Below are 14881 nucleotides of genomic sequence, written 5' to 3'. Positions count from 1 at the left end.
TAAACTAGCACCACTTAAATACCGATTCCTAATAAAGCATGGTTTCAATATAGATTTATCTAATCGTTTAATAGCTTAGATTTTTTCAACTATGATAGAAACTTGAATTAAAAACTACTATTTATAACCTTAATCAATTATCATATAGAATTTTCATTAATTATGCCTTTTAAGAATGCAATCTTTTTACTGTCTTTATGATTATTTTTATCTGCTCGATAACTATCTTTTGATGAGGATTCATACACACTTAAATATTGCTCATCATTTAATAAATAATACTTTATGTCTTTCAAAACATGCATTTCTAGTTCCTTTAATTGAACACCTGCAAAGCTTGGAAGAGTGTCGATAATTCCGAATTCAACAGATATGTCTCCATTAGAGAATTCATGTTCATGGAGATCCATTAACTCATACCCCAAAGAGTTCATTATAGTTACTATTTCATCCCAGTAATAGATGTTGGATTCTGGTGAAACCTCCCACCCTCTTTCATCACCTGGAACGTGAATATCTAAATCTTGTGCATCCCAACTTCTATTAGTAAGCCTTTCTAATCCAACGGAGCCCATTATTAATGGAGTAATGTTTATCTTATTAAGTCTTTTTGCAATCTTGATGAACTCATTAAATTTTTTATCTTCCATTAAGCCTACCTCCTATCCTTTATCACTATATTATTAAATACTTTTATTTTCACCTATCTCTTTTAATGCCAAAAGCCCCAATATCTTTAGAGGTAATTCTTTATTCGGTACTAAGTAAAAATCATGTATTAACATTTCTTCATAACTCCTTATTTTTTTCCATTAAATAATACCATTTTTTCCTATTATACTGTATACAAAATGGATACAGAAAACAACTGTGTTTCTGCTGATTGATATGGAAATTACCTCGATTTCCTTATGTGAATAATAATAATATTCAGTTATTTAAAATAGCTACTTACTATACTATCTGCTAAGTTGTAAATAATCTCTAAGCATAATGTAGATATCAAAGTATATCCTATAAATGTTTGGAAATATTAAAGCAGAGGTGAATTTTATATGGGAAAAATGGTGCTAACTTCTTCTGAAATTGGCTCTTTATGGGGCGAATACATAAATGGTACTGCAGCACATATGGTAAATAAATATATGTACTCTATTATAGAAGATAAAGCAATAAAAGCATTGTTTCATACTGCTATTAAAACATCCGAACACCAAAAGAATGAGATTAGTAAGTTCTTCACCGAAGAGGGTTTCCCCGTTCCAATTGGGTTTAATGAAACCGACTTATATTTAGGCAAAAAAAGACTTTTTTCAGATGCATTTTGCCTAAATTATTTACATATTATGTCCATACATGGGATATTAGGGCATAATACAGCTCTTTGCATTTCTGTAAGAAAAGATTTGAGAAGCTTTTATGATGCATGTAGTAAATCTGGAACGCAAATGTATCATCAAACACTAGAATTATTACTTGATAAAGGCTTATTTCAAAGAGATCCTTTGTATTATTCTTATGAACATCCGAGTTTTATATCAAATGAAGATTTTAAAAATGGTTACTTTGGTAAAGGTCGAACACTTGCTGCAACTGAAATAATTAGTCTCTCTCTAAACCTTAAGAAAAATATAATGGCTAAAACTCTTTCTATTGCATTCTCTCAAGTAGCAGGCTCTAAAGATGTTAGAAAGTTTTTGGCAAAGTCTGAACAAACTGCTGATGCGCAGATAAAAGCATTAGCAAAGATACTTCAAGCTGATAACTTACCTGTACCAAAATCTCTAGAAACAGAAGTAACCACTTCTACTGATTCACCATTTTCTGATAAATTGATACTTTTCCATGTGGGTTTTTTATTTCAAGCAGCACAAAATTATCATGGGGCTGGTTTAGCATCAGCAATGAGAACAGATTTAGTGGCTACTTACGAGAAAACAATTATAGAAAATCTTATGGTTACAAAAAATTGGTTTGAAATTATGGTCGAAAATAAATGGTTAGAACAACCACCACTTGCTCCAAATAGAACAGAAATCGCTAATCAAAGATAGACATTTAAAGCCCTTCCAAACTGGAGGGCTTTTCTGATAGTAATTTAAAGCAAGCGAAAGGTACCATCCAATTTCTACAAAGTTAGCATTGATCACACCGCTCCATTATAGTCCCTAACATCTTACATATTTACGTTTAAAACCAATTCTTCCTCTATCCACTTCTTTTTGAATAGTTTCATAAGCATTTAAGAAGCTGTTTTTCTTATTTTCTCTCTTCACCTCTACAATTCCTATTGCATTCGCTATCTGTAAAGCCTTTTCATGTAAAGGCTGAAAGGAAACGCCTACTGTATAAACAAAATTATTCATTGAAGCTTTCGCTCTTTCTGGTGCATCATGGATAGTATTTTTCACCTTATCAAGCATATTAGAAATCTTCTCTTCGGAAAATTCATGATCAAGGCGATTTCCCAATAACCAGCAGTAACAGCTCCAGCCTGCTGACATGATTAACTCTTTACCACTCTCTATCCATTTATCAGCAACTTCTTGCGCAATATCTGTTTCAGCTAAAGTAACAGCTACAACATAATCAGACAGCATATAAAAGTAAGCTCCATCTATCCAACGATTAAAATCAGCTTCGGTCATCGCTTTTGGATCGGCAATAATTCCTGCAAAGTACATAGCATCATAGTTCCCTGTTGCATAAAGCTCTTCTGCTAATAATTGATTTATTTTAATTTTCTTTACAATAGGTTTCATTGCACCTGTAGCTACTCCATAAAGTGGTTCTCTGGCACCATTAGATACGTATATTTTTTTTGTTCTTTCCTTGCCAAGTGCTTCAAGCTCTTGCAAAACCATTTCTTCATTCATCACTAAACACTCCTTTATTAAGTTTCTCTTATTGTCATATTTCAATTTACTCATCTATAAACTGTTGCCAAGGTAGTGGCAATGTATTTCTCTGGTTACCTTTACATATTAACATGATTAACACTATTAGTAGGGAAATATCGTATCATCTTTACATTATCTAATATTATTCATGAGAAAGTATTTCCAAAAAAATGATCAATAATCTGCTAGTCCACTATGTTATAATTCTCTTACATGTTCATCATAACCAATATTTGCTATACTCTATATACAAGAACAACAAAAAGAGGTGATATTATGTATTGGAAACCGTTATTTGAATTAGATGTACCAGTAGCACACTTCAGCTTCTAATGGAGTGATGGTTACTACCTCTCTCCGTTAGAGCTAATCTATTAGTCTAACTTAAATAACGGAGGGAATAAAAAATGAAAAACACCTTATTAGGTTCTTTATATTTAATAATAGCTTCTAGTATTTGGGGCGGAATGTATGTTGTAGTAAAAGTGGTTGTAGCAATAATTCCACCATTAGAATTAGTATGGTTTCGCTATTTAGTTGCAATAATAGCTTTAGTAATAATTGGGCTTATTACTAAGCAAAAATGGCGGATAGAAAAGCGTTTTATTATGTTAATTGTTGCCATTGGCGTTATAGGTAATACCATTTCTATAGTGGCACAAGAAACAGGAACCATGCTTTCTACTGCACAAATGGGTGCTATTATAACTTCTTCTACACCAGCATTTATGGTCGTTTTTGCTTCTCTTATTTTACAAGAGAAATTAACCTTTAAAAAAGGAATATCTGTCATTCTTGCTTCAATTGGCGTCCTTTTCATTGTTGGGGTTGGAAATATTGGGATGTCAAGTATGTTAGGTGGTATTTCACTTGTTATCGCGGCACTTACTTGGGCACTAATGTCGGTCCTGGTGAAACGTTTGCCAAGTAATTATTCACAAATAGTAGTAACAACTTATTCTATTTCAGTAGCATTCCTTATCTTGACCCCATTTGTGCTACCTCGCCTTCATGAATTATGTATAACAGAATTGACTTCTCCTACTATTTTAGGTGGGCTATTATATTTAGGGATTGTTTCAACAGCCGGTGGTTTTCTACTTTGGAATCGGGGACTACAAATGCTCAATACCTCAAGTGGTGGACTATATTTCTTTTTTCAGCCACTAGTTGGGACACTACTAGGTTGGTTAGTACTAGAAGAAAGAATCAGCACTACATTTTGGATCGGATCTATTTTAATTCTAATTGGTGTTGTTATCGTAATAAGAGAAAAGAATTAAAAGTATCCCCTTTCAAAATGAAAGGGGATTGTAGGATGTTATTGAAGGGTACGCCAATTGTATTACTTCTACTCCAATGCCTAAAGGCCTTCCTCTATTTTATTTTTTCGTGACTTCTTTATCCTCAAATGGATTGATATGCTCCAACATCATTTGTTTTCTGTATTCATCTATCATCTTCTGTTTCCTTTTTCCCATATTTGTATAAAAAGGGTCTACTTTTATCGGTTGAAGAATTAGGTTAAGCACCCATTCAGATAAATAGCCAGAGAAAATCCCCTTATTTCGTTACAACCATGAAATTAACTCAAAATAGACGGAGAATTTCCGGCTATTTTCTTAAAACACATGAAATACAAGGACTTTTTCTTGCTTAACCGGAAAAAATCCCCTTATCATCCTCAAAATAAGTGTCCATATGCATTTAACCGGATATTCTCCGCTTAAGTTGGATGATTGCACCAAAGATTATTAGAGCGAAGTTTCACCTAACTCTCAATGAACTTTCTGCAACTCTAGGCATAACCCAGAATTTACTTTCCTCGAAAAATAAAGCAATCCCCCATTACTTGAAGGGGGATTGTTCGAACATTTATGAATTTAAACTATTTGTATTTACTACATTCTGTTTTATCTTTGATACTCTTCCATGCATTACATAGTAAACACCTAAGCAAATCAAAATATAGAAGCTACTAAAGAAATAGAAAGAATCAAATCCAATAGCACCGCCAATTATTCCTACGATAAACGAACCAAACCCAATGCCCATATCAAATAGCGATAAAAAGGTTGCAGTCGCAAGTCCTCTTCTTTGAGGAGCAGCCTTTTGGATAGCAATGGTTTGCAGACAAGGAAACATGGTTCCATATCCTAAGCCAATTAATGCTGCAGCAAGTAAAAACATCCAAGGACTTTGTACCATGCTTAGTATAATCATTCCAACAGCAAAAAGAATAATACATGGATAGATAATCACATTTGCTCCATATTTATCAAACCATCTACCAGCAAAGGGTCTTGCTAGTAACATAACAATAGCATATACAACAAAAAAGTACCCTGATACACTAACAAGACCCTTATTTTCTGCATACACAGAAACAAACGACAAAATGGAAGAATAAACAATTCCAAATAAAGCAGCTACTAAACTAATTTTCACTGCTGTTTTCTCTAATAATTGATTCATTTGAGGTCCTTTATTCTGTTCTACCTGAAGTTTCTCTTGGACATTCGATTTTGGAATAGTAATGAGGACACCAAGTATTAAAGCCATACAGGCAAAAACCATCGCTAAAATGAATAATATAGTACTTCCCCATGTGTTAATAGCCTGTAGCCCTAGAAAAGGACCTATAACCATAGCTAAGTTCATACTCATAGAGTAATAACCCATTCCTTCTCCTCTTCTAGTTTGAGGAAGAAGATCCGCAACAATCGTTCCCGTAGCAGTTGTTGCCATTCCAAACCCAATTCCATGGATTGCTCGAACTAGTAATAATCCCCCCAATGAGTGAGTAATAGGATAAAAAAGACTTGCTCCTAAAAAAATGATTAAAGAAATAACAAACAAATTTTTTGTTCCTATTTTTTGCATTATATTCCCGGCAATGGGGCGAATAATAATGGCGGTAATTAAGAAAACGGTAACGATTAAACCAGAACTTGATTGCTTAGCCTCTAATTCTCTCAAAGCAAAAACGGGTAAAGATACAAGTAAATAATAAAATGTTAAAAATAAAAAAAAGTTACTTACCCAGATTTGGATAAATCCCCTTGTCCATAAAGCTTCCTTCTGCATACTATTCCTCCCTGAAGGTTAAAGAGTCAGACCATGAAGTAACAATGAATTTTAACTGTTCATAAGAAGTGTCTGGCAACTTCTGAATTAATAATTCATTAGCCTGTATAACAGCTTGCTCCCATTTAGGAAACTCTTTAAGAGCTAAATCTGTTAACACTACATGATTTGAACGCTTATCACTTCCTTTTACTTGCATGACATAGCTTTTCTCCACTAATTTTTTAATAGTACGTGTTACTGGCGGTGCTTCAATTGCTAAGTATTCAGCTATTTCCCTTTGTGTAAGCGGTCCTTTATTTTTCAGTACATATAACACTGTCCATTCTGAATGATAAATGTTGAAAGGCTGTAAGCTTGAATTTAAACTTTTTGTTAATTGTCTTGCAAGTTGTTGTATGGAATGAAATAATTCATGTGTTTCACTCATGTCTTTCTCCTATCTCACAATTAGTTACCTAGGTAACTATATCACAAAAGAAACTCTTTCGGCAATAGAAGTTTTCCTATAGAATCTATATAATAAAGAAGCACGCTTACGTTATTAGAAAATTACTTAGGAGGTTTAATGATTAAAATATCAAATAAAATCCTATCTATCCTCTTCTTTTGTTTCTACATAGTACTGCTCTTTTATCTATTATTCTTTTCCAATTACAGACAAAATGTACATGGTGTGTTAGCTTATAATTTCATCCCTATTTTAAGCATTGTGAAAGAGATGCAGCATCTATTTCCTTTACATGTATCAGCATTAACAGGTAATTTACTTGGAAATATTTTTGCTTTTATTCCATTTGGATTGTTTATAACTTACTGGGTTAAACAACCTTCTTTAACACTCGTTCTATTTAGCTCTGTTTTATTATCTATTGCTATTGAACTATTACAACTAGTTTTCTATATCGGTGTTTGTGATATAAATGATGTTATTTTAAATGGAATTGGTGGAGGAATAGGCTATTTTATCATGAAGGTTTTCCGAAGCTTACTATTAAATCGATAATTAATACATAAACATAAAGCCTTACAAGCATACTAAATTAATTATTTTCTTTTAGTATGCTTGTCTTTATATGTTATAACAAATAAATGGGATCTCCAATCTTTATTTCCCCTGTATGTATGACAGAAGCATATACACCAAAAAGATTTTCATACTTCTTTACAACATGTTTTAAGAATTTAGGTTCTCTTGCACCAGTTACAGGATCTACTGAAATAATCATACATCTTTCACAAAATTTATTCATTTGTACACTTACTTCATTCCCTATTTGTAACGTTTTTCCGATAAGCATGCTTTCTGTCCATTCTTCATCTAAGTCAAAAATAATATTGCCTCTAAATCTTCTCTCATCCACATTTTCTTCATAGGTGTCTTCCAATTTAGCTAATGATTGTTGAGATATCATCAAAAGATTGTCTACTTCTAAAGCAGGAAAAGGTACAAATGACGGTTCATATACTTCTCTTTCTACTTCTTTCTTAGATTCTTGATTAATTCTTGCTAATAGCTCATCATCATACCAATCATACTTCTTTTCGTCACTTGCTATTACCTCAATTTTTGGATATGTATCTTCTTGCTCCGTACCTACAAACCTTGCTTTATATGTAACCATATTAGGAAATTGCGTAATGGTTAAATGCTTATTATTTGCTTTCTGTACAAATGTGTGACTTCTATCACCATATATTCCATAAGACATCACTTTTGCCTGCTGTAGATTTTCTCCTGTAAAAGATTTCACAGGGTGTCTAATTATATTTGTCACTTTTCCGATCATCATTTTTCCTCTCTCCTCCTTTTATTCAATAGGCTATTACTGCTTACTTGTTTATATTGACAGCCTTTCTTTCATTAAAACAGAAAAACTCTCTTAAAACTACTAATTTAAGAGAGTGAGGTACCGTTATGGTTGTGTTTCTGTTAAATCAACAGAAAGAAGTCTTTCCGTTCTTGTATCAAAAGTCAAACTTACATTAACACCAATTTCTTTTTTATCTTGTTTTATAATTAATTTGAATTTTTCTGTTGATGTGCCTTCTTTATCCTCTTTTCCTACATGCAGATAATCTGTAATCTCACTTCCAGGGTATTTTTCTTGAACCTTTGTCATAGCAATTCTACCCCATTTTACATAAGAAGGTAGTTCTTCTGCTTGAACTTGTGCATGCATGCTTGTGAATAATAATAGAAAACTAAACACACTCATGGTTATTAAAGGAAATTTAGTTAATTTCATTCTATCTTCTCCTTTCTTGGCTATTTCTAGTATGAGCAAATTCATTCTTTATATGTATAAATATTTGTTAACCTATATTATTTTAAGTTGACACAAAACGAAAAGGAAAGTATATTTGATAAAGCAAGACTATAACAGAAAGGATGAATGAATATGAACCACTGGAAACCAATAGAAATAACAATGGTAGCTCTATTTGTCGCATTTATGGCAGTTGGTGCTAATATAACAAGTTTTCTAGTTATAGGAGGAGTACCTATTACCCTACAAACATTCTTTGCCATTTTAGCCGGTCTATTATTAGGAAAAAGATTAGGAAGCTTTGCGATGATTACATATATGTTCATTGGATTAATAGGAATTCCAATATTTTCTGGAATAAGTGGAGGACTTATTGTATTAACAAAGCCATCATTTGGATTTATTTTAGCATTTATTGTGACGGCATTTCTTTGTGGCTTATTCGTGGAAAAAAAGAAAACAATGACTACCTTCCTATTTAGTGCATTTATAGGATTACTTATAAATTATATATTAGGGACTCATTGGATGTATTTAGCATATAAGGTTTGGTATGCTGCTCCAGCAGGCTTTAATTATGCCCTTGTATGGAGTTGGATGATATTACCTTTCATTAAGGACATTATCTTTACTGTTATTGCCGGTTTATTAGGATATAGAATGTACCAAGTATACTTTAAAAAAAGTACACTATTTAATACAATATCTACAAAAAATAGTGTCTAAAAGGGAGAAAATCTTCCTTTTTAGACACTATTTTATCCATTTCATGATAATTCGACTTAATTAATTCGAACAATGTCATAATATGCGCTTTCCCGAGAAATAGTATTAATATTTCTATCCATCCCTCATCTGTGAGGTTGTTAATAGAAGATAAAACAATAATCTTATTAATCTTCTCACAGGGTAGAGTAGAAGAATTGCAATAATAAAATGTCTATTTCTTCAAATTTCTTTCATTGTAAAATGGGCTCCATAGACTTATTTTTTGTACATTTCATTTATTAATTTTTCATATACACATTTTATGTTTCTTATGCTTAAACGAAACCTATTATTGTTTAGCAATCATAAGATCATTAATCATTCCATATAAACTTCCCTTCACACTTATAAAACATTTTACCTCTAACTATCCTTTTTTGTCTTTCTTTGTAACATATTGCGCTTTCCCAAGAAATATTTCTCTATGCTTTAAGGTATAGTTTTTTAGATAATAGGAAAAAATAAAGATAAATGTAAAGGAGGTAAGTCAAATGGATATTAGCATGACGGCTGACGATGTAATGGTTGCAATTAAACAATTACGTTCAACCGGTGAGAATTTGAATAAAAAGAAGATAAAACATAGCCATCCAGAATTAATGCGACATGCTCTTCATTATTTTCCAGATTGGAATACTGCATTAGACAAAGCGAATTAACGCATTCTATTGCATCCATACTTCTTAGTTTATACATATTCAAATCAACATGTTAGAACCATCTAAGACTTGCTAGAATAAAGGAAAAGAGGCTTCCACATGTAATGTCTATGCACTGGGTAAATAGACATTTAAAGGATTAGCCTCTTTTTTGAATGGATAAACGTAAGAGAAAGGTTTGAGTAAGATGAAAGAATTCTTCGTTTTACTGAAGAATGGTAATAAATCAGCTTTACTAGCGACAATCATTAACACCATAATCGCCATTATAAAAGGAATCGCTTATTTTATGACAGGAAATGTTGCCATGTTTGCTGAGACCATGCATTCTTTAGGTGATGCAGCTAATCAACTCTTTGTATTTATTGGTTCTGCTTTAAGTAAGAAATCCCCTACTAAAAGATTTCCTGGTGGTTTTGGCAGACTTGTAAACTTAGTATTATTATTTGCCGTACTAGTAGTAGGAATTATGGCCTATGAAACGATTCGAGAAGGGTTTATACATACCTTTTATCCAGAAGAATCCACTGGTTTTCTTTTAACTTTACTCGTATTAGGTGCATCTGTTTGTTTGGAGTTTTATGTACTAATTCGTGCTATGAAAGAAATAGTTCTAGAATCTAATGGAACTGCAAAAGGAAGAGGATTATTTAGGGCAAGTCTTTCATCTCTAAAAAATGCGAAGCCCGCTACAAAGTTAGTCTTCTTAGAAGATTCAGTGGCAACTGCTGGTGGAATATTAGCCATTATAGCTGTAACAATCGCAGAGTATACAAATTTCAAACAAGCAGAAGGGCTCGTTTCCATCATTATTGGTGTGATGATGTTCATTGTCGTCACAAGAGTATTTCTTGACAACGCAGCAGGTGCCATCGGAGAAGCAGATGCGGAAATGGAAGGAAAAATTGGAAATATTGCCATACGAGACCCAGATGTTCGTGATATCCAAGCACTTGCCGTATATAAAGAAGGCGAAGATTTTCATGTAGAATTAAGTATCGAAATTGATAGTAAGTTAACAGTTGAACAAGCTGATAAAATTCGTAATCGGATAGAGAATCAAATTCTAGGAGAAAAAGGCGTTTCAGATGTCATAATTGAGTTTGACAAGGATGATGGAGTATTAAATTGGACTAGGACTGATAAATAAAAGTTAAAAAGCGTATAAAGAGACATGAAGGAGTGTGTCACTTCATACGCTTAATGCTCTATTACTTTTTTACAGCATCCTCAAACGGAGCATAAAACACATCTTTAGGAGCTAACATATCTGTTTCCGTCTCTTCCTCTCTTCCATTTATTTGATACGAGCCTGCAGGAAAATAATCATAGAACCCTGATTTTAAATGTAATTCCATATAATATTCATCTAGTTCTCTCATTAAAATGTGATATTTTTCTTTATCAAGGATATCTCCATATTCGTCCAGTTCAAAGTTATCATTTACTAACTCTTCAAATTCAGGATAGGACTCTGATGCAATATACAAATCTACATCACAGCACTCCATACAAAGCAATACTTCTTCTCCTTTGACACTTTCATACCCGTTAGACACCATTTTTTTTAAGAGCTGCTCTAATTTGTCTCCGTTTACTAATTTCATGCTAGTCTTCATTTTTCTACCTCCATAACTTACATATACAAGTTTGTTATATTTATCATACAGAAAAACAAGTACAAAGGAAAAGAATATCCCTCGTACTTGTTTGTATTAAGACATAACAATACTTTGTAGAATTTCATAAGACTTTAATCGATCCTCTTGTGAGAAAGCTTGTGTATTTACAATCATCTCATCTGCTTGTGTTTCTTCTAAGAAAAAGGAAAGTTTGCGTTCAACTGTTTCTTTTGATCCAATAATAGATGCTTTTAATTGTTGATAAACCACTGCTTTTTCATGTGCATTCCAAAGCTCATCCATATTTTCTACAGGAGGCTTTACTTGTGTAGGATTTCCTCGAATAAGACTTAAGAATTGTTGCTGAGAAGAGGTAGCTAAATAATGAGCTCTCTCGTCTGTTTCAGCTGCTAATACATTAACACCAACCATTATATAAGGTTTCTCTAATACATTTGATGGTTTAAAGGATTGCTTATATATTTCAATAGCAGGTTTTGTGTAATCAGGAGAAAAATGGCTAGCAAAAGCAAAGGGAAGTCCTAATTCACCGGCTAGTTTTGCGCTAAAGCCACTTGATCCTAATAGCCATATTGGAATATTTGTTCCTTCTCCTGGAATGGCTCTAACACGTAAGTATGTTTCTTCATAGGGTTTTAAATATTGTCGTAACTCGTCTAGCTGATCTGGAAAATCACTACCATCACTTTGATTATTCCTCCTTAACGCTCTTGCTGTTAACTGATCACTACCAGGAGCTCTTCCTAATCCTAAGTCAATTCTGTTTGGATACATAGCATCTAATGTGCCAAACTGTTCCGCAATTACTAATGGCGAGTGATTAGGAAGCATTATTCCCCCAGATCCCACTCTGATCTTTTTCGTACCACCAGCAATGTATCCAATTAATACAGAGGTTGCACTACTTGCTATACCTGGCATACTATGATGCTCTGCCACCCAATATCGGTGATAGCCCCATTTCTCTGCATGACTAGCAAGTTCTAAACTATTTTTAAAGCTTTCTCCTGGATTACTTCCTTGAACAATAGGTGCTAAATCTAGGACTGAAAACTTTATATCTTTTAATGATTTCCCCATTAATCTCTTCCTTTCCCGTCTACATTCCTACTATATAATGCTCGTCCTCTCATTACAAATGAACTGCTTAGACTTATTTTTGTTCTTCTAGATAATTTAATGTTCCTTGATGATAATTAACAAGAATATCATCAATAGGAAGATAAGGAGAGACTATGGGTACTTTTTTTTCTTTAAGTATGCGAATAATAGGTTTAGCCTGTGATTTAGAATCAACGATTTTCCAGCGATTATTCTTTCTTTCAATAAGTAGGTCAATAATACCTAAATGATTTCCCCAAAAACCTGCTTGCACTGCGGGTTTTCCATTAATCAAACCCCTTTCATGATCAATTAGTTCTGATCCCTTCTCTCCCTTCATTGGGAAAAGCAAATGAGAATGACCAAAAAGAATCACATCTATATCTTTTACTTTACTAACTGCTAATACATTATTTCCTTGCTTTTCTTGATTTCCTTCGTCAGATTGTAAGCCTGCATGAACTAATGCAATAATAATATCAGCACCTTCTTTTTTCATTTGCGGTACTATTCTCTCTGCAGATTCTTGCATATTCTTAATAATAAGATTGTCCTCAAAATACTCTTTATCCCATTCTTGTGTAATAGGCGTAATAAGACCAAGAACACCAATTTTAAGCTCTACCTTTTCACCCATTTCATCTACTACTTCTTTATTTAATAGTAAGTAAGGAGGAAATAAATACATATCATCACTTTCTAAATGATTTTGGTCGTCTAAATAAATATTGGCATTTGTATACGGAAATGTAGCACCCGCAGTACTAGTCCACATATAATCTAATCCAAAGTTAAATTCATGATTGCCAACAGTTGCTCCGTCATACTCCATCAGATTCATGGCTTTATATGCGGGGTGAATATCGGAAAAAAAGAGCAACTTAGACTCTGCAACATAATCTGCTATAGCACTTCCTTTTAAAATATCCCCAACATCAAATAATAGGTTATTTGGTGATTCTTTTCTGGCTTGCTGTATTAAACTTGCAACCCGATTATAACCGAATTCTACTGTTCGCTTCTTTTCTTTATAGTCATAATCTAACAAATAAGAATGAGTATCAGTCGTTTCTAAAATACGTAATTTCACATAGGAAGTGTCATTTCCTATTTCGTTTGCACGTAATGAATATTCAGGTTTGATAAAAATAAAGCATAATGCCAGAAAAAGAATGGTATGCAGTCTTTTTTTCACTTGAACATCCCCTTTGTTGCTACTTCTTCTTAACCTCTCTAAAATGGCATCTTTTTATGTAAAATCTTCATGAATTAATGTTATCCTCCTTCATACGAAGAAATATGCATAAAAAAATTGTCAACTCTTTAGAAGTTTTGAAAGCTTTTGTCTTCTTGCAGGATTATCCTTTCTCTGTCTATAACCTTTATAGGTATAGAGCTCTACTGAACATACATAATCTATTTTAAGGGAGAGATTGAAATGAAATCATACACAATTCGAGAAGCATCGCAAAAACTAACGATAAGTCCTACGCGCATTAAGCAATGGGAAAAAGAATTAAAAGGGTTATTAATTATACCGAGAACAAAAAATGGTACACGTTTTTATACAGAAAAGGAGATTTCCTTATTAGGTGAGGTAAAGAATTTATATAATGAGAAAAAAAACGCCAGAGATGTAAAAGAATCGTTAGCGATGCTTGTCCAACCACCTACTATTAATGAAAAGGAAGATAGTATTTCTACTAGTACAAACTTAGTTGAAATCGTTGATGCAGCTACCATCGAAAAACTAGAACAACAAAATGGGCAAACAATGATGGAAAATAATATCGGAGTACTACTGGCTTCTTTGGAGACATATAAGCAAAACCTTTTGGAGGAAGTAAAAGGTGAAATCAAAAATGGAATAAAAAAAGAAGTGGTTGAAAGTATAGTGAAAGAAATAAATCACGGAAAAGAAGAAACCATTTATGAGATTAATAAATCATTACATAAGGCCAAAGAAGAAGCTAATGAGAATATCGAAGAAATCACCAATATACTTACTAGCAGTACGGATAAAACTACTTCTGAATACCAAGAAATACGCACTAAGATACAAAGACTTTCTCAAATATCTAAGTCTGAAAGAAAAACCTATTCGAAACAATGGACAAATACAACAGCCACTTCACAGGAAATTAAGTCCATGATTCAGCATTTATCCAAATCAAATGAAGAATTAAACAAATCAGTCGAACAATTATCTGAAAATGACCGTACATTATTGGAGAGATTACGATTAGATAAAGAAGAAATGACAAATGAGATACAACAAAGAGAAGCAAGTTTTCAAGAATTAGTACAATCTTTTAGAGTGGCTGCCACAGCTACAGAACCCAAAAAACAATGGTGGAGAATTTGGGCATAACAATAATTGGGCTGTTTTATATTGGGAGAAAGAAAGATCATTACTTTTCTTTATAACTCTCCTATATAAAACAACCCTTTTT

At 32.9% G+C, this 14881-nt stretch carries 17 protein-coding genes; 7 read left to right on the top strand and 10 right to left on the bottom strand.

Annotation, left to right across the window (positions count from 1 at the left end):
* Window positions 1–140: 140 nt before the first annotated feature.
* On the bottom strand, window positions 141–650 hold the full coding sequence (locus tag F9279_RS01920) for a phosphoribosylanthranilate isomerase (RefSeq protein WP_152110929.1): 510 nt from the start codon (window positions 648–650) through the stop codon (window positions 141–143).
* 405 nt (window positions 651–1055) lie between these two features.
* Here F9279_RS01920 and F9279_RS01915 point away from each other — a divergent pair, with 405 nt between their 5' ends.
* Complete coding sequence (locus tag F9279_RS01915; RefSeq protein WP_152110928.1) at window positions 1056–2054, top strand: DUF3231 family protein; 999 nt, start codon at window positions 1056–1058, stop codon at window positions 2052–2054.
* Window positions 2055–2168: 114 nt separating this feature from the next.
* Here the strand turns inward: F9279_RS01915 and F9279_RS01910 are convergent, their stop codons facing one another.
* A complete protein-coding gene (locus F9279_RS01910; RefSeq protein ID WP_152110927.1) occupies window positions 2169–2876 on the bottom strand; it encodes a DNA alkylation repair protein in 708 nt (235 codons plus the stop codon).
* Window positions 2877–3307: 431 nt separating this feature from the next.
* Between F9279_RS01910 and F9279_RS01905 the strand changes: the two genes are divergently transcribed.
* A complete protein-coding gene (locus F9279_RS01905; protein WP_152110926.1) occupies window positions 3308–4183 on the top strand; it encodes a DMT family transporter in 876 nt (291 codons plus the stop codon).
* Between the two features lie 99 nt (window positions 4184–4282).
* Here the strand turns inward: F9279_RS01905 and F9279_RS24865 are convergent, their stop codons facing one another.
* From F9279_RS24865 to F9279_RS01895, 3 genes are all read right to left on the bottom strand, one after another.
* Window positions 4283–4432 carry a hypothetical protein gene (locus tag F9279_RS24865; protein WP_193224397.1) on the bottom strand — a complete coding sequence of 50 codons (150 nt, stop codon included), beginning with the start codon at window positions 4430–4432 and terminating at the stop codon, window positions 4283–4285.
* A gap of 343 nt (window positions 4433–4775) precedes the next feature.
* Window positions 4776–5987 carry an MFS transporter gene (locus F9279_RS01900; protein WP_152110925.1) on the bottom strand — a complete coding sequence of 404 codons (1212 nt, stop codon included), beginning with the start codon at window positions 5985–5987 and terminating at the stop codon, window positions 4776–4778.
* A gap of 1 nt (window position 5988) precedes the next feature.
* Window positions 5989–6417, bottom strand: a complete 429-nt coding sequence (locus F9279_RS01895) for a MarR family winged helix-turn-helix transcriptional regulator (protein WP_152110924.1) — start codon at window positions 6415–6417, stop codon at window positions 5989–5991.
* A gap of 138 nt (window positions 6418–6555) precedes the next feature.
* Here F9279_RS01895 and F9279_RS01890 point away from each other — a divergent pair, with 138 nt between their 5' ends.
* On the top strand, window positions 6556–6993 hold the full coding sequence (locus tag F9279_RS01890; RefSeq protein WP_152110923.1) for a VanZ family protein: 438 nt from the start codon (window positions 6556–6558) through the stop codon (window positions 6991–6993).
* A gap of 73 nt (window positions 6994–7066) precedes the next feature.
* Here F9279_RS01890 and F9279_RS01885 read toward each other — a convergent pair whose 3' ends face one another.
* Both F9279_RS01885 and F9279_RS01880 read right to left on the bottom strand, forming a co-directional pair.
* Window positions 7067–7780 carry an MOSC domain-containing protein gene (locus tag F9279_RS01885; RefSeq protein ID WP_152110922.1) on the bottom strand — a complete coding sequence of 238 codons (714 nt, stop codon included), beginning with the start codon at window positions 7778–7780 and terminating at the stop codon, window positions 7067–7069.
* Between the two features lie 123 nt (window positions 7781–7903).
* Window positions 7904–8236: a DUF3889 domain-containing protein gene (locus F9279_RS01880; RefSeq protein ID WP_152110921.1), complete on the bottom strand. Its 333-nt coding sequence runs from the start codon at window positions 8234–8236 to the stop codon at window positions 7904–7906.
* 153 nt (window positions 8237–8389) lie between these two features.
* Here F9279_RS01880 and F9279_RS01875 point away from each other — a divergent pair, with 153 nt between their 5' ends.
* The 3 genes from F9279_RS01875 to F9279_RS01870 all read left to right on the top strand — a co-directional run bounded on the left by F9279_RS01875 (window position 8390) and on the right by F9279_RS01870 (window position 10834).
* Window positions 8390–8983 carry a biotin transporter BioY gene (locus F9279_RS01875; RefSeq protein WP_152110920.1) on the top strand — a complete coding sequence of 198 codons (594 nt, stop codon included), beginning with the start codon at window positions 8390–8392 and terminating at the stop codon, window positions 8981–8983.
* 533 nt (window positions 8984–9516) lie between these two features.
* A complete protein-coding gene (locus tag F9279_RS24860) occupies window positions 9517–9684 on the top strand; it encodes a hypothetical protein (RefSeq protein WP_193224396.1) in 168 nt (55 codons plus the stop codon).
* Between the two features lie 187 nt (window positions 9685–9871).
* On the top strand, window positions 9872–10834 hold the full coding sequence (locus tag F9279_RS01870) for a cation diffusion facilitator family transporter (RefSeq protein WP_152110977.1): 963 nt from the start codon (window positions 9872–9874) through the stop codon (window positions 10832–10834).
* A gap of 61 nt (window positions 10835–10895) precedes the next feature.
* On the opposite strand, the gene F9279_RS01865 is transcribed toward F9279_RS01870, so the two are convergent.
* The 3 genes from F9279_RS01865 to F9279_RS01855 all read right to left on the bottom strand — a co-directional run bounded on the left by F9279_RS01865 (window position 10896) and on the right by F9279_RS01855 (window position 13623).
* Complete coding sequence (locus F9279_RS01865) at window positions 10896–11303, bottom strand: hypothetical protein (protein ID WP_152110919.1); 408 nt, start codon at window positions 11301–11303, stop codon at window positions 10896–10898.
* A gap of 96 nt (window positions 11304–11399) precedes the next feature.
* Window positions 11400–12407, bottom strand: a complete 1008-nt coding sequence (locus tag F9279_RS01860) for an LLM class flavin-dependent oxidoreductase (protein WP_152110918.1) — start codon at window positions 12405–12407, stop codon at window positions 11400–11402.
* 73 nt (window positions 12408–12480) lie between these two features.
* Window positions 12481–13623: a metallophosphoesterase gene (locus F9279_RS01855; RefSeq protein WP_193224395.1), complete on the bottom strand. Its 1143-nt coding sequence runs from the start codon at window positions 13621–13623 to the stop codon at window positions 12481–12483.
* A gap of 243 nt (window positions 13624–13866) precedes the next feature.
* On the opposite strand from F9279_RS01855, the gene F9279_RS01850 reads away from it, so the two are divergent.
* Window positions 13867–14799, top strand: a complete 933-nt coding sequence (locus tag F9279_RS01850) for a MerR family transcriptional regulator (RefSeq protein ID WP_152110916.1) — start codon at window positions 13867–13869, stop codon at window positions 14797–14799.
* Window positions 14800–14881: the final 82 nt, after the last annotated feature.

Source organism: Bacillus sp. B1-b2, assembly GCF_009183415.1.
In the GTDB taxonomy this organism is placed as follows: Bacteria; Bacillota; Bacilli; order Bacillales; family Cytobacillaceae; genus Niallia.
The sequence above is the reverse complement of the archived record's forward strand: the minus strand, read 5'-3'. Positions and strand labels throughout refer to the sequence as shown.